The following is a 23,399-nucleotide window of genomic DNA, read 5'->3' on the forward strand; positions in this document are numbered from 1 at the left end:
CTGCGTGGGGCCCCTCCCTCCCCCGCTTCGCAGGAGAGGGCCTTGATCCCCTCCCCTGCGAAGCGGGGGAGGGTTAGGGAGGGGGCAAGACCCACCGCTGATTAAGCTCAGCAGATTGAGGATGTGACCGAATGCCGATGGCCGGTTCCACCATCATCAACGACACGACGCTGCGCGACGGGGAGCAGACGGCGGGGGTCGCCTTCACGCTCGACGAGAAGATCGCCATCGCCCGCGCGCTCGACGAGGCCGGCGTGCCGGAGCTGGAGATCGGCATCCCCGCCATGGGGCCGGAGGAGCGCGAAGGCATCCGCGCCGTCGCCGCTCTGGGGCTGAAGGCCCGGCTGATGGTCTGGTGCCGCATGCACGACACCGACCTGAAGGCGGCGCTGGACTGCAAGGTCGGCACCGTCAACCTGTCGATGCCCGTCTCCGACATCCACATCACCCGGAAGCTGAAGCGCAGCCGCGCCTGGGCCCTGTCGGAAATCGAACGCAAGGTCAAGACGGCCCGCGACCACGGGCTGGAGGTCAGCCTGGGCGGCGAGGACTCCTCGCGCGCCGACATGGATTTCCTGATCGCCGCCGCGACCGTGGCGCAGGAGGCCGGCGCCCGCCGCTTCCGCTTCGCCGACACGCTGGGCGTGCTCGACCCCTTCCAGACGCGCGCCTGCATCGAACGGCTGCGCCGGGCCACCGACCTGGAGATCGAGATCCACGCCCACGACGACCTCGGCCTCGCCAACGCCAACTCGCTGGCCGCCGTGCTGGGCGGGGCGACCCACGTCAACACCACCGTCAACGGGCTGGGCGAGCGCGCCGGCAACGCCCCGCTGGAGGAGGTGGTGGTGTCGCTGAAGGTGCTCTACGGGCAGGATTGCGGGGTGGACACCCGCGCGCTGGGGGCGATCTCCGACCTCGTGGAGCGCGCCTCCAACCGGCCGGTGGCGGTCAACAAGTCGATCGTCGGCGACGCCGTCTTCACCCACGAGGCCGGCATCCACGTCGACGGGCTGCTGCGCGACCGCGCCACCTACCAGAATTTCGACCCCGCCGAGGTGGGGCGCGAGCACCGCATCGTGCTGGGCAAGCATTCCGGCACGGCGGGGGTGAAGATGGCCTACGGCCAGCTCGGCATCGCCTGCGACGACGCCACCGCCCAGGCGGTGCTGCCGCGGGTCCGCGCGCTCGCCACCCGCGCCAAGCGCGCCCCGACGGCGGAGGAGCTGCGCGCCTTCCACGACGACGCCACCCGCTGGAGCGTCGTCTCTTCGTGATCCGGAGGACCCCATGGCCGCGATCGACGCCCACCCGGACCTCGCCATGACGGAGACCAGCCTGTGGCGGCTGCTGCGCGAGGACGTCGCCTGCGTCTTCGACCGCGACCCGGCGGCGCGCAACGTCCTCGACGTGCTGACCTGCTACCCCGGCATCCACGCGCTGGTGGTCCACCGGCTGTCCAACGCCGCGTGGCGGCGGGGGCTGCGCTGGCCGGCGCGCTTCCTGTCCTATCTGGCCCGCGCCCTGACCAACATCGACATCCACCCCGGCGCCACCATCGGCCGCCGCTTCTTCATCGACCACGGGGCCGGCGTCGTCATCGGCGAAACCGCGGAGGTCGGCGACGACGTGACGCTCTACCACGGCGTGACGCTGGGCGGCACCTCCTGGTCCAAGGGCAAGCGCCATCCGACGCTGGGCGACGGCGTGCTGGTCGGGTCCGGGGCCAAGATCCTGGGGCCGATCACCGTCGGCGCCCAGTGCCGCGTCGGCGCCAACTCCGTGGTGACCAAGGACGTGCCGGACGGCATGACGGTGGTCGGCATTCCCGGCCGCATCGTCCGTCCCGACACCCAGCGGCGGCTGGCCGCCCACGGCATCGACCTCGACCACCATCTGATGCCCGACCCGGTCGGCAAGGCCATCGCCTGCCTGATCGACCACATCAACCGCATCGAGGCGCGGCTGGAAGCCCACGCGGCGGAGGAGGCCACGCGCCCCGCACCGCTCCACCCCGCCCCGCCGCTGAGCGCCATCCGGCTGGACGACCTGCCGCTCGACGGCATCGTCTGCCGGAGCTGCGGCAACCTGTGCGACCAGGACGCCTGCGGCAAACACGACACTCCCGACACCGGCGCCCGCGCCGATCATTACGTCATCTGAAGGGAAAGGACCCCGCCATGAGCTTCAAGGACGATCTGGAGGATCTGGAGACCGCGGAGGACTTCCTGCGCTTTCTCGGCATCACCTACGAGCAGCGCGTGGTCAACGTGAACCGCCTGCACATCCTGCAGCGCTTCCACGACTACCTGTCCGCCGACACCGGCATGGAGGGTCTGGACGACGAGGGCATGGCCGCCCGCTACGGCGCCCATCTCCAGCGCGCCTACCAGGACTTCGTGGTGTCCAACGCCATCGCCGAGAAGACCTTCAAGGTCCACCAGGATGAGGCCAAGCGGATGGCCGACCGCTTCGTCCCGCTGGACTCCCTGCTTCCGACCTGACCCGTTTCATCCTTACGTTTCCAAGACGGCCCGCGAACCCGCCTCCCGGCGAGCGTCCGCGGGCCGTTGCGCTTTCCGGCCGTCCTCCGCGCCCTGTGCGGCGCTTGTCGGGTTTGTCCGGTAGCCGACAGAGGGCGGACGGGGTCCGGGATCGGATCGGGCCGCGACGGAATCGCCCTGTTGAGAAGCCGACACGTCCGGTCTTTGTCGTTTTTGCGACAATCTCTCAACAGCCATAAAAACCAATTTTTACAATAACTTACCGCACAGCACAAATCTGGCACGCCGCTTGCTGATAGGAGCGCAGCCACGCCGCGCGACAGGCGGCGGAATGTCAAGGAGACCGGGATGCACATCGTTGTCTGTATCAAACAGGTGCCCGACAGCGCCCAGATCCGCATCCACCCCGTGACGAACACGATCATGCGTCAGGGCGTCCCGGCCATCATCAACCCCTTCGACCTCTTCTCGCTGGAGGAGGCGCTGCGGATCAAGGACAAGGTCGGCGCCCGCGTCACCGTCCTGACCATGGGGCCGCCGATGGCCGAAACCTCGCTGCGCAAGGCGCTGTCGCTGGGCGCCGACGACGCGGTGCTGCTGACCGACCGCAAGTTCGCGGGATCGGACACGCTGGCGACCTCCTACGCCCTGACCTCCGCCATCAAGAAGCTGTCGGAAGAGGAACAGGTCGATCTGGTCTTCTGCGGCAAGCAGACGGTCGACGGGGACACCGCGCAGGTCGGTCCGGGCATCGCCACGCGGCTGGGCTTCCAGCAGCTCACCTACATCACGAAGATCGAATCGATCGACCAGGGCGCCCGGGAGATCGTCGTGCACCGCCGCTCCGAAGGCGGCGTGCAGGTGCTGAAGACCGCCCTGCCCTGCATGATCACGATGCTGGAAGGCACGAACACCATCCGCTTCGGCAAGATGGACGACATGTTCCGCGCCGCCCGTTACGGCCTGAAGACCTGGAACAAGGACACCACCGGCGCCGAAGAGACGAAGGTCGGGCTGAAGGGCTCGCCCACCGTCGTGTCGAAGGTCTTCGTGCCCAAGCCGCGCGCCCAGAAGGCGACGATGGTCGAGGCCGAGGCCCCCACCGCCGAGGCCCCCAGCGCCGAAGCTATGGCCGCCGCCGCGGTCGAAGCCATCTTCGGCGCCCAGCCGAAACTCGCCGACGAGCTGCTCGCCCGCGCCGCCGCGGGGCTGTGACGCGCCGTTCCTGACGAATCCTCCGCCGGAGACATCCCGATGAGCGAACCAAGCAAGCCGCAGGGACGCAAGTTCCAACTGCCCGAGCACCTGAAGGAATACAAGGGCATCTGGGTGATCGTGGAGCAGGAGCGCGGCTCCGTCCATTCCGTGTCGTGGGAACTGGTGGGCGAAGCCCGCAAGCTTGCCGACAAGCTGGGGGTCGAGGTGGGGGCCGTGGTGCTGGGCGCCGACAGCCCGGAACTGAACGCCATCTGCGGCGACGCCTTCACCTACGGCGCCGACGTCGTCTACAAGGTCACCGACCCGGTCCTGGCCGACTACCGCACCGATCCCTACACGCGGGTGATGACCGACGTGGTCAACACCTACAAGCCGGAGATCGTGCTGCTGGGCGCCACCACGCTGGGCCGCGACCTCGCCGGCGCCATCGCCACCACGCTCGCCACCGGCCTGACCGCCGATTGCACCGAGCTGGACATCTACATGGACAACCGGTCGCTGGCGGCCACCCGCCCGACCTTCGGCGGCACGCTGCTCTGCACTATCCAGACGCTGGCCTACCGGCCGCAGATGGCCACGGTGCGCCCGCGCGTGATGTCGATGCCCGACCGCGACGACAGCCGCACCGGCCGCGTGGTCGAGGTCTTCCCGGCGCTGCGCGAGGACGACGTCATCACCAAGGTGCTGAGCTTCATCGCCGACCGCGAGCAGAACGAGGCGCAGCTCGCCTTCGCCGACATCATCGTCGCGGCGGGCAAGGGGCTGGGCAAGCCGGAGAACCTGAAGCTGGTCTTCGACCTCGCCAAGGTCCTGGGCGGCGAGGTCGGGGTGACCCGTCCGCTGGTCCAGGCCGGCTGGACCGGCTTCGACCGGCAGGTCGGGCAGACCGGCAAGACGGTGCGCCCGAAGCTCTACATCGCCGCCGGCATCTCCGGCGCCATCCAGCACCGGGTCGGCATGGAGAAGTCCGACCTGATCCTGGCCATCAACACCGACCCCAACGCGCCGATCTTCGACTTCGCCCATCTCGGGCTGGTCGGCGACGCGCTGACCATCCTGCCGGCCCTGACCGACGCTTTCGGCAAGCGCCTCTCGGTCAACCGGCTGGCCGGCTGAACTACCGGACGAACAGGAGCCAACAGGACATGGTCGAAAAGTTCGACGCCATCGTCATCGGTGCCGGCCCGTCCGGCAACGCGGCGGCCTACACGCTGGCCAAGCAGGGCCTCAACGTTCTCCAGCTCGAGCGCGGGGAGTATCCCGGCGCCAAGAACGTTCAGGGCGGCATCATGTACGCCGCCGAGCTGGAAAAGATCATCCCGGACTTCCGCGAGGATTGCCCGACCGAGCGCCACATCATCGAACAGCGCGTCTGGCTGCTCGGCGACGACAACTACATCGGCACCAACTACCGGTCGGAGGCTTTCAACAGCGACAAGCCGAACCGCTACACGATCATCCGCGCCAACATCGACAAGTGGTTCTCGGAGAAGATCCGCGAGGCCGGCGGCCTGCAGATCTGCGAGACCACGGTGACGGAGCTGATCCGCGACGCGTCCGGCAAGGTCATCGGCGTGCGCACCGACCGCGAGGGCGGCGAGATCCACGCCGACGTGGTCATCATGGCCGACGGCGTGAACGCCCTGCTCGCCCGCCGCACCGGCTTCCAGCAGGAGCTGGCGCCGCAGAACGTCGCGCTGGCGGTCAAGGAAATCCTGTTCATCGATCCCGAGCTGATCCAGCAGCGCTTCGGCCTGAAGGACGAGGAGGGCGTGGTCATCGAGATCATGGGCAAGGTGACCAAGGGCATGGTCGGCACGGCGTTCCTCTACACCAACAAGGAATCGCTGACGATCGGCATCGGCTGCCTGATCTCCGACTTCAAGGAGGGCGCCATCCCGCCCTACAAGATGCTGGAGGACCTGAAGAACCACCCCGTCATCAAGCCGCTGATCGAAGGGGCGGAGATGAAGGAATACGCCGCCCATATGATCCCGGAGGGCGGCTACAAGGCGGTTCCGCAGCTCTACGGCGACGGCTGGATGGTGGTCGGCGACGCCGCCCACTTCAACAACGCCGCCCACCGCGAGGGCTCCAACCTCGCCATGGCGTCGGGCCGCATGGCGGCGGAGACGGTGATCGAGCTGAAGCAGGCCGGCAAGCCCTTCAACGCCGCCAACCTCGCCGCCTACAAGAAGAAGCTGGACGACAGCTTCATCATGAAGGACCTGAAGAAGTACCGGAACCTGCCGGGCATCATGCACGAGAACAAGCAGTTCTTCGGTGCCTATCCCGACACGCTGACCGCCGCCGCCCACAGCTGGTTCACCGTGGACAGCGTCGACAAGAGGACGAAGGAGAAGGAGATCATGAAGTCCTTCGTCAAGAAGCGCTCGATCATGGGTCTGGTCGGCGACGCAATCAAGCTGGTGAGGGCCGTGCGATGAGCATCGTGGTCAAGATCGAAGAGAAGCTGTACCAGAACCGCTACATCGTGGACGAGAGCCGGCCGCACATCCAGATCCGCAACGACGCGGTCTGCAAGTCTTGCGAGTCCCAGGCCTGCACCGTCTGCTGCCCGGCCGCCTGCTACAGCAAGAACGAGACGGGCAGCGTGACTCTGGCCACCGACGGCTGCCTGGAATGCGGCACCTGCCGCGTGGTCTGCCAGGACAAGGAAAATATTCAGTGGGACTACCCGCGGGGCGGTTACGGCATCAGTTATAAGTTTGGTTGAGGAACGCACCGGCGGTCCTACGGCCTTCGCCGCTGGTCCGCCGGTCGTCTCCCTCTCCTATCCGCCATGACTGGAACCCCTTCCCGCTCCGCGGGGAGGGGTTTTCTTCGTCGCACCATCCGAATTTTCAGCCGCCCGGCGGATGCGGAAGCGACGAACGCTGCACATATCCGTTGTATCGAGACCCGTGGAACGAGGGAGACGGAACATGCATCTTCGTGTCTGCTTCGAGAACATGAAGTCGGTCAACGTCAACGACGCGTCGATGATGCGCCATTACGCCGAAAGCTATCTCGCCGATTTCCGGCCGGAATGGGCGGGCTTCATCATGCTGCCGCACGACGAGACGCAGCGCGCCACCATGGAGCCGGCCTGGCAGATGCTGATCCGCAACGCCACGCCGGCCATGGAGCGCCGCCTGCTGGACTATGTGCGGGAGAATCCGATGGCCGCCTACCATGTGCACATCTACCGCCGCGACCACGGGAACGAGGTCAAGGTCCAGTAAGCCCCGCGCGTCGCGGCGGGCAACCGCCGCGACGCCGCCTTTGCGCGCAGACCCTTTATCCGCAGACCCTTTATCGGCAGCCCCTTTATCCGCAGATCGGCGCCCTTACACCGACGCCATCTCGCGGATGAAGGCGGCGGCGCGCCCGAGTTCATGGTCGGCGCGGGCGACCAGCGCGCCGATGCCGTCCAGCCGGCGGTCGACGCAGGCCAGTTCGATGGCGTCGCTCGCCGCCGCAAGATCGCGCGCGCCCACCGTGCGGGACGACCCCGCCAGCTTGTGGGCGGCCTGACGCACCCCGTCCCAATCCTCCGTCTGATGAGCGGCGACCAGCCGGTCGCGGCTGGCGCTGTTGGAGACGATGAACTCCTGAAGCAGTTGCCCGACGAACTCCATGTCCCCGTCGAACAGCGTCGCCAGAACGCCCACGTCGATGGGCGGCGCGTCGGGTCCGGTCTCCGGCGCCGCGGCGGACGGCGGCGGAGCCGGTTCGGTCGCGGGGCGGGACGGCAGATGGCGTTCCAGCAGCCGGCGCAGATGGCCGATCTCCACCGGCTTGGACACGGCGTCGTCCATCCCGGCGGACAGGCAGCGCTGCGCCTCGCCGGCCATGGCGTTGGCGGTGACCGCGATGATGGGCAGGCGCGGGCGGCCTTTCGCCGCCTCCTCGGCACGGATCAGGCGGGTCAGCTCGAAGCCGTCCATCTCGGGCATCTGGCAGTCGGTCAGCAGCAGCGCGTAATCGCCGTCGCGCCACAGGGCCAGCGCCTCGACGCCGTCCTCCGCCAGGTCCGCCGCATGGCCGAGCAGGGCGAGCTGCCGCTGGATGACCTGCCGGTTGGTCGGATGGTCCTCGGCCACCAGGATGCGCGGCGGGGCCGCCGCCCCGTCCCCCGCCAGGGAGGCCGTGACCGGTCCGGGATGCCCCGCCTCGGCCTCGACCGCCGGCCCGCGGCCCGCGGCGGCCAGCACGGCGCGCACCAGATGGCCGCGGCGCACCGGACGGGCCAGCGCGACCGCGTCGATCAGGGCGCCGCGCCCGCCCAGCAGCACCCGCCCGCCAGCCAGCCCCGGCGCGGCGGCGTCCAGCGCCTGCACATCCGCCTCGGCGGTGGTCACCACGACGTCGCAGGGCGTGCCCGGCGGCAGCGCCCGCATCCCCGCCGCCGCGTCCGGCGCGTCCAGCAGCACGGCGCCGTCGGTGTTCAGATAGCGGGCGAGGAACTGCCGCTCCTCCGCGTCGGCGGCCAGGAGCAGCACCGACAGCCCGGCCAGCGGCGGTGCCGCGGCCCCTGCGGCGTCGCCGTCCGGCGCAAGATCGGCGGTGAAGGTGAACCAGAAGGTGGAGCCGCGGCCCGGCTCGCTCGCCACCCCGACCTCGCCGCCCATCAGCTCGGCGAGGCGGCGGCAGATCGACAGCCCCAGCCCGGTGCCGCCGAAGCGCCGGGTGGTCGAAGCCTCCGCCTGGGTGAAGGGGCGGAAGAGCTGGGCCTGCGCCTCCTTGGCAATGCCGATGCCGGTGTCGGTGACGGCGATCCGGATGGTCGCCCGCCCGTCCTCGAAGCGCGCCAGCTCGGCGCGGATGCGCACCGAGCCGGAGGGGGTGAACTTCACGGCGTTGCCGGCGATGTTGAACAGCACCTGCCGGATGCGCACCGAATCACCCATGACCAGCGGCGGCAGGTCGGGATCGACGTAGGTGACCAGCGTCAGATCCTTCTGCCGCGCCGCCGGGGCCAGCGTCTCGGCCACGCCCTCCACCACCGCGGACAGCGACACAGGGGCGCGCTCCAGGTCCAGCCGCCCGGCCTCGATCTTCGAGAAGTCGAGGATGTCGTTGATGATGGTCAGCAGCGCCCCCGCCGAATCGCGCACGACCGCGACCAGCTCCTGCTGCTCGGGGGTCAGCGGCGTGTAGTCCAGCAGCTCCAGCATGCCCTGGACGCCGTTCATCGGGGTGCGGATCTCGTGGCTCATGGTCGCGAGGAACAGCGACTTGGCCTGGTTGGCGGCCTCCGCCTCCGCCCTTGCCGCCTCGGCCGCCTCGGTCGCGGCGACCAGTTCGCGGGTGCGGTCGGCCACCTGGCTTTCCAGGTTGCGGTTCAGCGCGGTCAGCTCCTCGTAGAGATGCACGTTGTCGAAGCCGACCGCGACCTTGGAGCAGAAGACCTCCAGAAGCCGCTGCTCGTCCTCGGTCAGGGGACGGCGGTGGCTGATGTGGAACACCGTGTCGTGGCGCCGCGAGGTGGAGCGGAAGACCAGCAGGCTGCGCTCCCGCTCATAGCGGTTCCGCCCGTCGGCCAGCGCCTGGGTCACCGCCTCCGCCGCCTCCGCCGGCAAAGCCGCGCGCACCGGCTTGCCCTCCGCCGCCGCGTGGATGCCGCCGGCCCCGAGCACCAGCGGGTCGCGCGCGGCGCCGTCGGCCTCCTCCCCGGTCCAGCGGCTGCACAGGGCGATGCCGTCGCAGGGCGGGCAGATCTCGGCGATCTTCGACACCGCGCCATGGACGAACTCCGCCATGGTCCGCTTGTCGAGCAGGGCGGAGGAGGCGTCCAGAATGCGCTCCAGCCCCAGGCGGTGGTCCTCGATGGCGGTGATGTCCTGATAGCCGCGCAGGGCGGCGACGACCGAGGTGAACAGCTTCTGCGCCGTCAGCTCGGTCTTCGATTTGTAGTCGTTGATGTCGTAGTTCAGGATGACGTCGCGTTCCGGCGCCTGCCCCGGCTGGCCGGTGCGCAGGATGATGCGCACGCGCCGGTTGTTCAGTTCGCTGCGGATCATGCGCACCAGCCGCAGGCCGGCGTCGTCGGATTCCATCACCACGTCGAGGAGCACCACGGCGATGGCCGGATTCTGCTCCAGCAGGCTGCGCGCCTCGGCCGCGGTGCCGGCGGACAGGAACTGCGCCGGGCGGCCTTCGAAGGTGAAGCCGCGCAGCACCATCTTGGTGGTCGCGTGGATGGCCGGGTCGTCGTCGACGATCAGGATGATCCAGGGATCGGCAGGCTCCGGCGCCGCTTCCTTCGCCGTCTCGGCCTCGATACCCGGCTCGTCGTCGGCGAAAAGAAACTCGTCGCTCATCCAACTCCCTCCGCACCGCCGACCGCTTCCGGATGCGGGAGGATACCACAGCGCCGCCGCGCGTGAACATGGCCCAGCGGCCCGCCACAACCCTTCATGGGCACGGCGCCGCGCCAGACGGCAACCCCAGACTGCGCCGGCCCGTCAGCCGCGGGTGTCGCCGCCGGAGTCGGCGTTGCAGAAGCGGCGCAGCGCGTCCAGGTCGGCGACGGACACCGTTCCGCCCTGCGTCTCCACCCCGACGCCGCGCAGCTTCGCCAGCGCGCGGGAGAAGGTCTCCGGCTGCATGCCGAGGCGCCGGGCGACCAGAGCCTTGTCGAAGGGCAGAGCGAAGCTGGTGGCGCCGCCGCCCTCCGGGCAGAAGCGCAAAAGGAAGCTGCCGACCCGCTGGGCCGTCGGCTGGACCTGCAACTGCTCGATCTGCTGGACGAGGTGGCGCAGCCGCACCGACAGCGATCCCAACATGGCGAAGGCGATCTGCTCGTCCTCGCGCAGGCAGCGGGCGAAGCCCTCCGCCGTCAGGGTCATGACGCGCGAGTCGGCGACCGCCTCGGCGCAGACCGGGAACTTGCCGCTGGCGAACATGGCGGCCTCGGCGAAGGTCTCACCAGGGGCGACGATGGTCACCACCGCCTCCGCCCCGTCGCGGGTCAGGCGGTACAGCTTCACCCAGCCGTCGAGCAGCGCGAAGAAGCGGTCGGCCTCCTCGTCCTGGACGAACAGGGTGGCGCCACGGGGCACCGTGCGCACCTGCGCCGTGCTGACGAGAAGCTCCAGCGACCGGTCGGGCAGCCGCCCGAACAGCGCGTTGGACCGCAGCGTCGCGGCGTCCTGGGGCCGGAAGCCCGGCGGATCGTTTCTCATGCCTTCCCTCACCTCTTCACCCCCACAGTCCCGGCCCGGACGACCGGCGGGCGGAACCGTCCGCCGCGGCTCTCCAGGACCCGCGGGGCCATCGCGCCCGGTCACTGTCGCAGGATGCACAAGGTTTGGGCAAGCCGGGGAATCGCCACGACGATGCTGATGCCGCGGGCGTCGGCATCTGAGACCCCGGAAACGAACCGGGGCGCCTCCTTGCGGAAGCGCCCCGGCCGTTCTTCAAAGTCCGTTCTTCAGAGGCTGAAGACGGCTTAGCGGTACTCGACCTTGCCGGCCTCCGGACCCTTCTGGCCCTGGCGGACGGTCACGCGCACCTGATCGCCTTCCTGGAGCGACTGCATGCCGGAGCGACGCAGAACGTTCACATGGACGAAGACGTCCTTGCCACCGGTGCTCGGCGTGATGAAGCCGAAGCCCTTGTCGGCGTTGAACCACTTGACGGTGCCGTCGACCTCTTCGCCGCCGCCGGCGTCGTTGCCCCAGCCGCCGCGGTCGTAACCGCCGCCGCCGCCGTAGCCGCCACGGTCATAGCCGCCGCCGCCAAAGCCGCCGCCGGCCGGACGGGCCGGACGGGCCGGCGCGCGCGACGCGGTGGACGTGTCCACGGATTGAATGGAAGCAACCTGCGGGCCCTTCGGGCCGCGGGCGAGGTCGCAAACGATGGTCGCGCCTTCGTCGAGCGCGTCATAGCCGGCGGCCTGAACCGCGGAGACGTGCAGGAAGGCGTCGGGCGAACCGTCCTCGGGGGACACGAAGCCGAACCCCTTGGTGGGGTTGAACCACTTCACAGTGGCGGTGACGTTGGCCTTGGTGATCTCGGGAGCGCGGTAGCCCTGGCGGGGCGGGCGGTCGAACATGTGTCTTCAAGCTCATAAAGGATGCCGAATTATCTTTGTCACAGGGTACGAGCCGTCCGTCAAGCACGCCAAAGGCCAGACGCCCTTTCCTGCGACATTCGGCCAGGGGAAATCCGCCCGTTCGGAAGGGGTGCCGGTCCCGAAGACGCCCGGTGCCGCCCACGGTGGACTCTGAGCGCCCACCCACGGCCCAGCCCCGGGAAGACAGCGGTTTCTTTCGCCAATTGAACAACTTAGGACATTTTCCACGGCGCGCGCTGACGGACGTTCCGCACACTGGGGCAGGCGGCGCAAACCCCGCGCGCATACGCTTGTGACAAAATCCCGACATGGTTGTCTTTCGCCAAGAGTCATAGAGGCGACAGCCACTCCCCCAACTTCGTCCAGCGCCGCCGGCCCTGGACCCCACGCACCGCCATGGCCAGCGCGCGACGCTGGCCGAGCATGATCACCAGCCGCTTGCCCCGCGTCACACCGGTATAGATCAGGTTGCGGTGGAGCATCGTGTAATGCTGGGTCACCACCGGGATCACCACCACAGGGTATTCGGACCCCTGACTCTTGTGGATCGTCGTCGCATAGGCTAGGACGATCTCGTCCAAATCTCCGAAATCATAGCTCACCGGACGCCCGTCGAAGGTGGCGGTCAACGTCCCTTCTTCGGCATCGACGGCGGATACGATGCCGAGATCGCCGTTGTAGACCTCCTTGTCGTAGTTGTTCTCGACCTGCATGACCTTGTCGCCGGGACCGAAGGTCCAGCCGAATCGCTCGACTCGGGACTCGCCCGGCGGGTTCAGCACCCTCTGCAATTCGATGTTCAGCGACCGCGCGCCGAGACCGCCACGATTCATCGGGCAGAGGATCTGCACGTCGCGCACCGGGTCGGCGCCGAAGCGGCGGGGGATGCGGTCGCGGACCATCTCGATCAGCTTCGCCACCCCGGCCTCCGGAGTCGCCGCCTCGACGAAGTAGAAGTCGCTGTCCTCCCCGGCCTTCGGCGTCTCCGGCATCTGTCCGGCGTTGATGCGATGGGCGTTGACGATGATGCGGCTGGTCGCCGCCTGCCGGAAAATCTCGGTCAGCCGCACCACCGGCACCGCGCCGGAGGCGATCACGTCGCCCAGCACCTGCCCCGGCCCGACCGAGGGCAGCTGGTCCACGTCGCCGACCAGCAGCAGGGCGGCCCGCCCCGGCACGGCGCGCAGCAGCGCGTTCATCAGCGGCACGTCGACCATGCTGGTCTCGTCCACCACCAGCAGGTCGCAGTCCAGCGGGTTGGTCTCGTCGCGCTTGAAGCCGCCGGCCTGCGGGTCGGTCTCCAGCAGGCGGTGGATGGTCCGCGCCTCCAGGCCGGTGCTCTCGCTCAGCCGCTTGGCGGCGCGGCCGGTGGGGGCGGCCAGGGCGATCGACACGCCCTTGGCCTTCAGCATGGTCAGGATGCTGTTCACCAGCGTCGTCTTGCCGACCCCCGGACCGCCGGTGATGACCAGCAGCTTCGACACCGCCGCCTGGCGCAACGCCTCGCGCTGTCCTTCGGCCAGGGTGATGCCGGCCTTCGCCTCCACCCAGGGAATGGCCTTCTCCGCGTCGATCGCCGGCCAGGGCACGGGACCGCCGGCCAGCCGGCGCAGCCGCTCGGCGATGGCCCGCTCCGCCCGGTGCAGGCTGGTCAGGAACAGGCAGGGTTCACCGCCCAGGCTGTCGGCGACCACCGCGCCGTCCTGCCGCTCCAGCTCCGCCGCGGTCTCCAGGATGGAGGCGTCGATCTCCAGCAGCTTCACGGCCATGGGGATCAGCTCGGCCACCGGCACGCCGCAATGGCCCTGGTCGGTCGCCTCGGCCAGCGCGTAGGCAATGCCGGCCCGTGCACGGATCATCGCGGTCTTCTCGATGCCCAGCCGGGCGGCCACCGCGTCCGCCGTCTTGAAGCCGATGCCGCGGATGTCGCGGGCCAGCCGGTAGGGGTTCTCGGTGATCAGCCGGATGGCGTCCGGCCCGTAGGTCTTGAAGATGCGCACGGCGCGCGAGGTGCCGACCCCGTGGCTGTGCAGGAAGACCATGATCTCGCGGATCACCTTCTGGTCGGCCCAGCCGGCGATGATGCGCTGCGCCCGCTTCGGCCCGATCCCGGTGACCTGCCGCAGCCGGTCCGGCTCCTGCTCGATCACGTCGAACACCGCCTCGCCGAACGCCTTGACCATCTTCTTGGCGTAGACCGGCCCGATGCCGCGGATCAGGCCGGAGCCGAGATACTTCTCGATCCCCTCCACCGTGGTCGGCGGGGTGGCGCGCAGGAAATCGGCCTTGAACTGGAGCCCGTGGTGGCGGTCGTTCACCCAGGCCCCGCTGGCCTGCACGAACTCCCCCGCGCCGATGGTGGCGGCGTGGCCGACCAGAGTGACGAGGTCGCGCTGCCCGCGCACCTTCAGCCGCAGCACGCAGAATCCCGTCTCCGGGCTGTGGAAGGTCACCCGCTCCACCAGCCCCGACAGTGGTTCCCGCGGAGGTCCCGCCGCGGGGGAGGCATCGCCGGATATGCTCATGCCACCCAACATAGGCGCTGGCGGGCCTTTGGGGGAGTTCCCCGCGCAACCGCCGCAGCGCGGCAATTCGCCAGGACGATTCCGAGGAAGACCGCGGCGCCGCGAATGTGTACCTTGTCGCGCGAATCCCGCGCCGGACACCGGTCCGAACGGACCGCCCGGCGCGGGCTTGCGGTGAAAAAAACGTCAGCCAAAGAACGACAAACCGAAAAACCGCGGTGTCTACGACTTCGGAAGGAAAGAGCAGCAATGGTGACGGAACGCATTCAGGTTGGCGGCTTGCAAGTTGCCACGGAGCTTCACCGCTTCATCGAGAACGAAGCCCTGCCGGGCACCGGCGTGACGCCGGAGCAATTCTGGTCGGGCCTTGACGCGATCCTCCACGATCTGGCCCCGCGCAACCGCGCGCTGCTGGCCAAGCGGGACGCGCTCCAGGCCCAGATCGACGAATGGTACCGCAGCCGCCGCGGCCAGCCGCTGGACCGCGCCGCCCACACCGAATTCCTCAAGGAGATCGGCTATCTCCTGCCCGAGGGCCCGGACTTCGCCGTGACGACCGAGAACGTCGATCCGGAAATCTCCACGACCGCCGGCCCGCAGCTCGTCGTGCCGGTGATGAACGCCCGCTACGCGCTGAACGCCGCCAACGCCCGCTGGGGCAGCCTGTACGACGCGCTCTACGGCACCGACGCCATCCCCGACACCGACGGGACGGAGCGCACCGCCGGCTACAACCCGAAGCGCGGCGAGAAGGTCATCGCCTTCGCCCGCGACGTGCTGGACCGCGCCGCCCCGCTGTCCGACGGGTCGCACGCCGACGCCGCCGGCTACACGGTGGACAATGGCCGCCTCGTCGTCGCGCTGAAGGACGGCCGCAGCACGGGTCTGGCCGAGCCGGAGCGTCTGGTCGGCTACAACGGCGCCCCGTCCGCCCCGACCGCCATCCTGCTGGCCGACAACGGCCTGCACATGGAAATCCGCATCGACCGCAGCCACCCGATCGGCAAGACCGACGCGGCGGGCGTCGCCGACCTCGTGCTCGAATCCGCCCTGACCACCATCCAGGACTGCGAGGACTCCGTCGCCGCCGTGGATGCCGAGGACAAGGTGCTGGCCTACCGCAACTGGCTGGGCCTGATGACCGGCAGCCTGACCGCCAGCTTCCCCAAGGGCAGCGGCACGGTGGAGCGCCGGCTGAACCCCGATCGCAGCTACACCAGCCGCAACGGCGAGACGATCACCCTGCCGGGCCGCAGCCTGATGCTGATCCGCAACGTCGGTCACCTGATGACCAACAGCGCGGTTCTGCTGAAGGACGGCAGCGAGGCGCCGGAGGGCATCCTCGACGGCATGATCACCTCGCTGATCGCTCTGCACGACGTCAAGGGCGCCCGCCTCAACAGCCGCGCCGGCTCCGTCTACATCGTGAAGCCGAAGATGCACGGACCGGAGGAGGTCGCCTTCGCGGACGAGCTGTTCGCCCGCGTCGAGGACGCGCTGGGCATCGCGCGCAACACCCTGAAGATGGGCATCATGGACGAGGAGCGCCGCACCACGGTAAACCTCAAGGAGTGCATCCGGGCCGCGGCGGCGCGCGTGGTGTTCATCAACACCGGCTTCCTCGACCGGACGGGCGACGAGATGCACACCGCCATGGAAGCCGGCCCGATGATCCGCAAGAACGACATGAAGTCGTCCGCCTGGATCAAGGCCTACGAGGACTGGAACGTGGACACCGGCCTGCTCTGCGGGCTGAAGGGCCACGCCCAGATCGGCAAGGGCATGTGGGCGATGCCCGACCGCATGGCCGACATGCTGGCCGCCAAGGTCGCCCACCCGCAGGCCGGCGCCAACACCGCCTGGGTGCCCTCGCCCACCGCGGCCACGCTGCACGCCCTGCACTACCATCAGGTCAACGTCGCCGCCCGCCAGGAGGAGCTGGCCCGCCGCGAGCGCGCCAGCCTGGACGCCATCCTGACCATCCCGCTGGCCGACCGCCCCAACTGGTCGGAGGAGGAGATCCAGCAGGAGCTGGACAACAACGCCCAGGGCATCCTCGGCTACGTGGTGCGCTGGATCGACCAGGGCGTCGGCTGCTCCAAGGTGCCGGACATCAACAACGTCGGGCTGATGGAGGACCGCGCCACGCTGCGCATCTCCAGCCAGCACATCGCCAACTGGCTGCTCCACGGCATCACCACCGAGGCGCAGGTCATGGAGACGATGAAGCGCATGGCCGCCGTGGTGGACAAGCAGAACGCCGGCGATCCGCTCTACCGCCCGATGGCCGCCGACTTCGACGGCAGCGTCGCCTTCAAGGCCGCCTGCGACCTCGTCTTCAAGGGCCGCGAGCAGCCGAACGGCTACACCGAGCCGGTGCTGCACCGCCGCCGCATCGAGGCCAAGGCGAAGGCCGCCGGCTGAGCCGACGCGCCACCCGGCACGCATCGCAGGCCCTTCCCCAAAGGCCCTTCCCCGTTCGCGGGGAAGGGCCTTTTTCTTTGCGCGTCAGAAACGAAATGGCCGGGAGCACGACATGAAATTAGGCCTCGATGACGAGAAATACCGAACATTGAACGACAAACAAAAAAATCACCATCATAAACAAAAAATCTGAACAAACATCATCCTCCGAGCGTCCAATTGCCGAAAGCCAAAATCCCATGCCGGTTTTAAGACTCATTCATATGGAAAATTCGCCCACGGTGTTCGGAATAGGATCAACGGCAAACTTGATTTCAGGAATGATTGAATGAATTGTCCCATCGAAACGGCCGTCGCCCGCAGGCAGAATTCGGCAATATATGGAATGGAGCATTGTTATGAATTTCTTGCACGCCATGACCATTAAACGAAAGGCAACCCTGACTTCCGTGTTCGTTTTTATCGTCATGGCGATCGCAACGTTCTTCGTTGGGAAAGAAACATCGCTGCAGGAGCGCCACCTCTCGCACGTCCGCCAGACCGCCGATGAGGTGAGCCGCAAGATCGTGCCGCTGAGCGAGATGATCGCCAACATCCGTTACGATGTGGCGCAGGTTCAGCAATGGTTGACGGACGTGTCGGCGACCCGCGGGCTGGACGGGCTGGACGGGCTGGACGATGGGCCCGCCAAGGCCGAGGAGTTCGCCAAGGCCTTCGCCCAGCATGCCGGGAACGCCCACGCCATCGCCCAGGAGTTGGACCTGACGGACATGGTGCGGAGCATCGCCGCCACCCGCGACGCCTTTCCACCCTTCTACGAGTTGGGCCGGCGCATGTCCCAGACCTATGTCGAGGGGGGTCCGTCGGCGGGGAACGCCATGATGGGACAGTTCGACGCGGTGGCCGAGAGCATGGACAAGGAGATGGAGGGGCTCCTCTCCACCATGGAGCGGATCCGCCAGGAACGTCTGGGCGGCCTCGACGCGGCGGTGACCGACATCGAGGCCGCCACCGCCATGCTGAAAACCCTGCTGATCGCCGCCGCCGCCGCGACGCTGTCCCTCATTGCCGCGTCCATCCTCTTTCTGCGGCGGGGCGTGATCGGGCCGGTCGACCGCATGCGGCAGACCATGTCCACCATGGCCGCCGGCAATCTGCAGGTGGACGTCGGATTCGCCGGGCGCGGCGACGAGATCGGCCAGATGGCCGATGCCGTGCGCGTCTTCCGCGAAGCCGGCCTGGAGAACGAGCGCCTGCGCGCCGAACAGGAACGCGCCCGCGCGGCCGGCGAGGAGGAGCGGCGCAAGGCCCTGGCCACCATGGCCGACACGGTGGAGCGCGAAACCCGCAGCGCCGTGGAACAGGTCGCCCGGCACGCCGGACAGATGGCCGGAAACGCCGAGGCGATGGCCGCCTCCGCCGGGATGGTCAGCGACAACTCCCAGACCGTGGCCGCCGCGGCGAGCCAGGCGCTGGCCAACGCCCAGACCGTCGCCGCCGCGGCCAACGAACTCTCCGCCTCCATCCAGGAAATCGGCCGGCAGGTGACGGCGTCGGTGTCGGTGACCGGGCAGGCCGTCGAGAAGGCCGGTTCCGCCAGCGCCATCATCGGACACCTGTCGACGGCGGTGGAGCGCATCGGCGCCGTCGCCCGGCTGATCGGCGACATCGCCAGCCAGACCAACCTGCTGGCGCTGAACGCCACCATCGAGGCGGCCCGCGCCGGCGAGGCCGGCAAGGGCTTCGCCGTCGTCGCGCAGGAGGTCAAGAATCTGGCCAGCCAGACCGCCCGCTCGACCGAGGAGATCGCCACGCTGATCACCGACGTGCAATCGGTCACCAAGCAGGCGGTGGACCGGGTGGGCGAGGTCGCCGCGTCCATCGATCAGGTGTCCGACATCTCGTCCTCCATCGCCGCCGCGGTCGAGGAGCAGGACGCGGCCACCCGCGAGATCGCCCGCACCGTCAACGAGACCAGCCACGCCGCCCGGGAGGTGTCCAGCCGCATCGCCCTGGTGTCCGAGGAGGCCAACCAGACCGGCGAACGGGCCGACGGCATGCGCGCCGTCGCGGAGAACGTGGCGCAGAGCATCGACGATCTGCAAAGCGTCCTGGTGCGCGTCGTCCGCACCGCGACCAGCGACGTCGACCGCCGCCGCATGGCGCGCTTCCCGGTCGACCTGCCCTGCACCGTCGACGGCGCCGGCGCCGGCACGGGGCAGCAGGGGCGGATCGCCAACCTCTCGTCCGGCGGTGCGATGATCCTGGACGCGCCGCAGATGGCGGTGGGCACTCCCGGCACCCTGCGCGCGCCCGGCCTGTCCCGTCCCGTGCCCTTCACGGTGAACTCCAGCGAGCCGGGGCAACTGCAGGTGAAATTCTGCGTGCCGGTGGCCGACCAGCCGGCGCTGGACCGCGATCTGGAAAATCTGGCGCGCGGCAAGGCGCCGAACCGCAGCGCGGCGTGACGCACGGGACCGCAAGGCCCTTGCCCACAACGGCAAGGGCCGGTCACCCGGACCATCGCATCGTCCCGATATCGCATCGTCCAGATATGGCGAAGGCCGGAAACCCGTTTGGGTTCCGGCCCTCGAGGATGGTGGGCGCGACAGGGATTGAACCTGTGACCCCTACGATGTCAACGTAGTGCTCTCCCGCTGAGCTACGCGCCCATCCGTGTCGCCGGTCGGTTCGGGGTTCGGCATCCGTCTTGCGTCCCGTCCGGCGTGGGCGTGGGGTGTACCATCATCCCGGGGGTCTGGCAAGCCTCGTTTTCACTTTTTTGCCGCCCGCCGACGGGTGCCGTCATTTTTTCCGCCGAAGGACACGGCGCCCCTCACATCTGTCGGGGGGCGAGCGGGACGGTGCGTGACAGAGCCGCCCGGGTCCACTACATCACATGCCATGGATGCATCCGTCGACGCCGCCACACCGGAGCCGGCCTTCGAGCTTCTGGCCCCGGACGAACAGACCAAGCCGCTGGTGCTGGCCTCGCCGCACAGCGGCAACCGCTATCCGGCCGAATTCCTGGCGGCGGCGCGTCTCGACCCCCGCGCGCTGCGCAAGTCGGAAGACTGCTTCGTCGACGAGATCTTCGCGGGTGCCCCGGCGTTGGGCATCCCGCTGATCCGCGCGCTGTTCCCCCGGGCCTTCCTGGACGTCAACCGCGAAGCCTACGAGCTGGACCCGGAGATGTTCGCGGACCCCCTCCCCCCCTACGTCAACACGCGCTCGCCGCGCGTGGCCGCCGGGCTGGGCACCATCGCGCGGGTGGTCGCCAACGGAGAGGACATCTACCGCGGCAAGCTGCGCTTCTCCGAAGCGGTGCGGCGGGTGGAGCAGTGCTACACCCCCTACCACAACGCGCTGCGCCGTCTCGTTGAAGACACGCGTGCCCACTTCGGCCACGCTGTGCTGATCGACTGCCATTCCATGCCCTCCCCCGGGCTGGGCGACCGCGACAACCGGCGCAGCGACATCGTGCTCGGGGACTGTTTCGGCAATTCCTGCGCCCCGGCGGTCACCGAAACGGCGGAGCGCTTCCTGCGCGGCCTGGGTTACACGGTCAGCCGCAACGCGCCCTACGCCGGCGGCTACACCACCCGCCATTACGGCCGGCCGCGCCAGGGCATCCACGCGCTTCAGATCGAGATCAGCCGCGACCTCTACATGGACGAGGCGACGCTGTCGCGGCTGCCCTTCCTGACCGTCCTGACCCGGCACATGCACGAACTGGTGGACAACATCGCCCACCTGCCGCCCGGCCCCCTTGCCCCGCGCTGAGCGGACCGCCGCGGCCCGACCGCGCACAAAAAAAGGCCGGGGCAAAGGCCCCGGCCCGAGTCTAGGGAGGAAACGCCCAAGAAGTGCGTTACGGCTCCGACCGCGTCGCAGACACGACCGATGCCGCACTGCACAATATGATGAAGCCCCGCTCAGGGATCAAGAGGGAAAATGTTTTTGCATGTCATTCAATGGTTTAACCAAAGTTAAGACAAAGCTTCGACGTGGCGCAAACAGCCGTTTATGCTGCATTGCACACAGAATCCCGGCTCTGCTCCCGCACAATCTGGGGCTGGCGGCGCGCCCGCCAACCCACCCCGGTCCTTCGGCATAACCCATTCGACCGATAGGGAACCAACCCCCCATACGGTCGTTTCGTCCCTGCGCGTTCCGGGGCCCGCCCCGCCACGCGCCATTCGGCCGCCCAACCATGCGGCCGTCCGAGACCGGAGAACCACCCACGTGAGCAGACTGGTCGTCGTATCCAACCGCGTCGCCCCCATCGATGAAGGCAAGCAGGCCGCCGGGGGCCTCGCCGTGGCCGTGCTGGCCGCGCTGAAGAAGACCGGAGGCATCTGGTTCGGCTGGAGCGGCACGGTGGTCGAGGAGGAGTCGCAGAGCGAGCCCCGGCGCACCGACGTCGGGCGCCTGACCTACGCGACGCTGGACCTCAGCCGCCGCGACTTCGAAGAATACTACAACGGCTTCGCCAACCAGACCCTGTGGCCGCTGTTCCATTACCGCGTCGGCCTGATCGAAGTCAGCCGCCGCACGCGCGAAGGCTACAAGCGGGTCAACGGTTATTTCGCGGAAAAGCTCGTCCCGCTGCTCAGCCCCGACGACATGGTGTGGGTCCACGACTACCACCTGATCCCCTTCGGCGAGGAATTGCGCCAGCGCGGCTGCACCCAGCGCATGGGCTTCTTCCTGCATACACCTTTCCCCGCCCCGGAAATCCTTGTGGCTCTGCCGAATCACCGGGAGTTGATCCGCGAGCTGTGCGCCTACGACCTCGTCGGCTTCCACACCCATGTGGATCTGCGCAGCTTTGCCGACTACATCCGGCAGGAGCTGGACGGCGAGGTCGAGGACCGCGGCCCCGAGGGCGGCATGCTGATCCACGCCTTCGGCCGCACGCTGCTGGCCCGCGCCTTCCCCATCAGCATCGACACCGAGAATCTGGTGGGCATCGCCGAGACCGCCATGCGCTCCCGCCACACCCAGCGGCTGAAGGAAAGCCTCGTCGGGCGGCGGCTGATCATCGGGGTCGATCGGCTGGACTATTCGAAGGGCCTGCCGCAGCGCTTCCAGGCCTTCGAGCAGCTCCTGGCGACCTATCCGGAGCATTGCAACCGCGTCTCCTTTCTCCAGGTGGCGCCGCCGAGCCGGGAGGACGTGCCGGAATACATCGCCATCAAGCGCGAGCTGTCGGAGCTGTCGGGCCGCATCAACGGGCGCTTCGCCGAGTTCGACTGGGTGCCGATCCGCTACTTGAACAAGAGTTTCGGGCGGCGCGTGCTGGCCGGCTTCTACCGCACCGCGCATGTCGGGCTGGTTACCCCCTTGCGCGATGGCATGAACCTCGTCGCCAAGGAGTATGTCGCCTGCCAGGACGCCGACGACCCCGGCGTGCTGGTGCTGTCCACCTTCGCCGGGGCGGCGCGGGAGCTCGATTCGGCGCTGATCGTCAATCCCTTCGACATCGAGGCGGTGGCCGACGCCCTGCAGCGCGCCCTGACCATGTCGCTGCCCGAGCGCAAGGAGCGCCACGCCGCGATGATGCGCATCCTGCGCAGCCACGACATCGGCTGGTGGCGGGAAAGCTACGTCGATGCCTTGACGCGCGCGCCGTACGGGTGAAACTGATTTCATGACCACAGACCACACCACCAATGGCAGCCATGCCGTTTCCGGCCCCGTCACCCTGGTCGCCGACATCGGCGCCACCAACGCCCGCTTCGGCCTGATCGACGGCACGGGCATCCACGGTTCGCGCGTTCTGCGCTGCGCCGACTTCCCGTCGCTGGAAGCGGCGGCGCTCGCCTATCTGGGCGGCGTGGCGCACGACGCCCGGCCCAGCCGCGGCGCCTTCGCCATCGCCGGCCCGGTGACCGGCGACGCGGTGCTGATGACCAACCGCGGCTGGTCCTTCTCCACGGCCGAGGTGCGCGGCAAGCTGGGGCTGGAGCGGCTGGCCGTCATCAACGACTTCACCGCCGTCGCCCTGTCGGTGCCCCGCCTCACCGCCGCCGACGTCCGTCAGGTGGGCGAGGGAGCGCCGGTGCCGGGCCGCGTCGTCGGGGTGATCGGGCCGGGCAGCGGGCTGGGCGTGTCGGGGCTGGTGCCCGGACCCGAGGGCTGGACCGCGCTGGCGGCGGAGGGCGGCCACGTCACCATGGCCCCGGTCAGCGACCGGGAGAGCGCCGTTCTGGCCCAGCTCCGCAAGAGCTTCGACCATGTGTCGGCGGAGCGGGTGCTGTCCGGGCCGGGGCTGGTCAACCTCTATCAGGCGCTGTGCGTCCTCGACCATCAGGAGCCGGAACCCTTCACCCCGGCCCAGGTGTCGGACGCGGCGACCGCCAACACCAACCCCCATTGCGTGGAGGCGGTGGAGATGTTCTGCGCGATGCTCGGCACCGTGGCGGGCAACCTCGCGCTGACGCTGGGCGCGCGCGGCGGCCTCTACATCGCGGGTGGCATCGTGCCGAAGCTGGGCACCCTGTTCACCCACTCCCGCTTCCGCAAGCGTTTCATGGAGAAGGGCCGGATGCGCGACTTCCTGGCGCCCATCCCGACCTACGTCATCACCCACGAGCTTCCCGCCTTCCTCGGTCTGGCCGAGGCCGCGGAGCGGGCGTAACG

Annotated in this window: 17 protein-coding genes and 1 tRNA gene; 13 read left to right on the forward strand and 5 right to left on the reverse strand. The window is 68.7% G+C overall.

Translation table 11 applies throughout. The features are described from left to right. Window positions 1-131: 131 nt before the first annotated feature. The 8 genes from nifV to DXK32_RS14500 all read left to right on the forward strand — a co-directional run bounded on the left by nifV (window position 132) and on the right by DXK32_RS14500 (window position 6,967). Entirely contained in the window at window positions 132-1,277 is a 1,146-nt protein-coding gene (nifV, locus tag DXK32_RS14465; protein ID WP_114859151.1) for a homocitrate synthase, read from the forward strand. Between the two features lie 13 nt (window positions 1,278-1,290). Beyond that, a complete protein-coding gene (gene cysE, locus DXK32_RS14470; RefSeq protein WP_205215718.1) occupies window positions 1,291-2,163 on the forward strand; it encodes a serine O-acetyltransferase in 873 nt (290 codons plus the stop codon). A 17-nt stretch (window positions 2,164-2,180) separates the two neighbouring features. Then, complete coding sequence (nifW, locus tag DXK32_RS14475) at window positions 2,181-2,504, forward strand: nitrogenase-stabilizing/protective protein NifW (protein ID WP_114859152.1); 324 nt, start codon at window positions 2,181-2,183, stop codon at window positions 2,502-2,504. A gap of 348 nt (window positions 2,505-2,852) precedes the next feature. Continuing rightward, window positions 2,853-3,719: an electron transfer flavoprotein subunit beta/FixA family protein gene (locus DXK32_RS14480; protein WP_114859153.1), complete on the forward strand. Its 867-nt coding sequence runs from the start codon at window positions 2,853-2,855 to the stop codon at window positions 3,717-3,719. Window positions 3,720-3,758: 39 nt separating this feature from the next. Further along, window positions 3,759-4,838, forward strand: coding sequence for an electron transfer flavoprotein subunit alpha/FixB family protein (locus DXK32_RS14485; RefSeq protein WP_114859154.1), 1,080 nt, complete (start codon window positions 3,759-3,761; stop codon window positions 4,836-4,838). Between the two features lie 29 nt (window positions 4,839-4,867). Beyond that, on the forward strand, window positions 4,868-6,169 hold the full coding sequence (locus tag DXK32_RS14490; protein ID WP_014239764.1) for an FAD-dependent oxidoreductase: 1,302 nt from the start codon (window positions 4,868-4,870) through the stop codon (window positions 6,167-6,169). Further along, entirely contained in the window at window positions 6,166-6,459 is a 294-nt protein-coding gene (locus DXK32_RS14495; RefSeq protein WP_014239763.1) for a ferredoxin family protein, read from the forward strand. Before DXK32_RS14490 ends, DXK32_RS14495 begins: the two co-directional genes overlap by 4 nt. 208 nt (window positions 6,460-6,667) lie before the next feature. After that, the gene (locus DXK32_RS14500) at window positions 6,668-6,967 is read left to right on the forward strand and encodes a hypothetical protein (RefSeq protein ID WP_114859155.1); all 300 of its coding nucleotides are present in this window, start codon (window positions 6,668-6,670) and stop codon (window positions 6,965-6,967) included. Window positions 6,968-7,072: 105 nt separating this feature from the next. On the opposite strand, the gene DXK32_RS33480 is transcribed toward DXK32_RS14500, so the two are convergent. From DXK32_RS33480 to recD2, 4 genes are all read right to left on the reverse strand, one after another. Beyond that, window positions 7,073-10,048 carry a hybrid sensor histidine kinase/response regulator gene (locus DXK32_RS33480; protein WP_114859156.1) on the reverse strand — a complete coding sequence of 992 codons (2,976 nt, stop codon included), beginning with the start codon at window positions 10,046-10,048 and terminating at the stop codon, window positions 7,073-7,075. A gap of 144 nt (window positions 10,049-10,192) precedes the next feature. After that, the gene (locus DXK32_RS14510) at window positions 10,193-10,912 is read right to left on the reverse strand and encodes a Crp/Fnr family transcriptional regulator (protein WP_114859157.1); all 720 of its coding nucleotides are present in this window, start codon (window positions 10,910-10,912) and stop codon (window positions 10,193-10,195) included. 266 nt (window positions 10,913-11,178) lie between these two features. Then, the gene (locus DXK32_RS33485; RefSeq protein WP_114859158.1) at window positions 11,179-11,784 is read right to left on the reverse strand and encodes a cold-shock protein; all 606 of its coding nucleotides are present in this window, start codon (window positions 11,782-11,784) and stop codon (window positions 11,179-11,181) included. Between the two features lie 350 nt (window positions 11,785-12,134). Beyond that, the gene (gene recD2 / locus DXK32_RS14520) at window positions 12,135-14,330 is read right to left on the reverse strand and encodes an SF1B family DNA helicase RecD2 (protein ID WP_247877153.1); all 2,196 of its coding nucleotides are present in this window, start codon (window positions 14,328-14,330) and stop codon (window positions 12,135-12,137) included. A gap of 252 nt (window positions 14,331-14,582) precedes the next feature. Here recD2 and DXK32_RS14525 point away from each other — a divergent pair, with 252 nt between their 5' ends. Continuing rightward, window positions 14,583-16,754 carry a malate synthase G gene (locus DXK32_RS14525; RefSeq protein WP_114859201.1) on the forward strand — a complete coding sequence of 724 codons (2,172 nt, stop codon included), beginning with the start codon at window positions 14,583-14,585 and terminating at the stop codon, window positions 16,752-16,754. A gap of 467 nt (window positions 16,755-17,221) precedes the next feature. Next, the gene (locus DXK32_RS14530) at window positions 17,222-19,222 is read left to right on the forward strand and encodes a methyl-accepting chemotaxis protein (RefSeq protein WP_247877154.1); all 2,001 of its coding nucleotides are present in this window, start codon (window positions 17,222-17,224) and stop codon (window positions 19,220-19,222) included. Between the two features lie 129 nt (window positions 19,223-19,351). Here the strand turns inward: DXK32_RS14530 and DXK32_RS14535 are convergent. Continuing rightward, a tRNA-Val gene (locus DXK32_RS14535) sits at window positions 19,352-19,426 on the reverse strand. Between the two features lie 232 nt (window positions 19,427-19,658). Between DXK32_RS14535 and DXK32_RS14540 the strand changes: the two genes are divergently transcribed. The 3 genes from DXK32_RS14540 (at window position 19,659) to glk (ending at window position 23,397) form a co-directional block, all read left to right on the forward strand. Then, window positions 19,659-20,537 (forward strand): N-formylglutamate amidohydrolase, encoded by an 879-nt coding sequence (locus DXK32_RS14540; protein ID WP_114859159.1) that lies wholly within the window; start codon window positions 19,659-19,661, stop codon window positions 20,535-20,537. A gap of 462 nt (window positions 20,538-20,999) precedes the next feature. After that, window positions 21,000-22,397, forward strand: coding sequence for an alpha,alpha-trehalose-phosphate synthase (UDP-forming) (gene otsA / locus DXK32_RS14545; RefSeq protein ID WP_114859160.1), 1,398 nt, complete (start codon window positions 21,000-21,002; stop codon window positions 22,395-22,397). Window positions 22,398-22,407: 10 nt separating this feature from the next. Then, on the forward strand, window positions 22,408-23,397 hold the full coding sequence (gene glk / locus DXK32_RS14550; RefSeq protein WP_114859161.1) for a glucokinase: 990 nt from the start codon (window positions 22,408-22,410) through the stop codon (window positions 23,395-23,397). Window positions 23,398-23,399 lie beyond the last annotated feature (2 nt).

The organism is Azospirillum brasilense (genome assembly GCF_003349955.1).
Classification (GTDB): Bacteria; Pseudomonadota; Alphaproteobacteria; order Azospirillales; family Azospirillaceae; genus Azospirillum; species Azospirillum brasilense_B.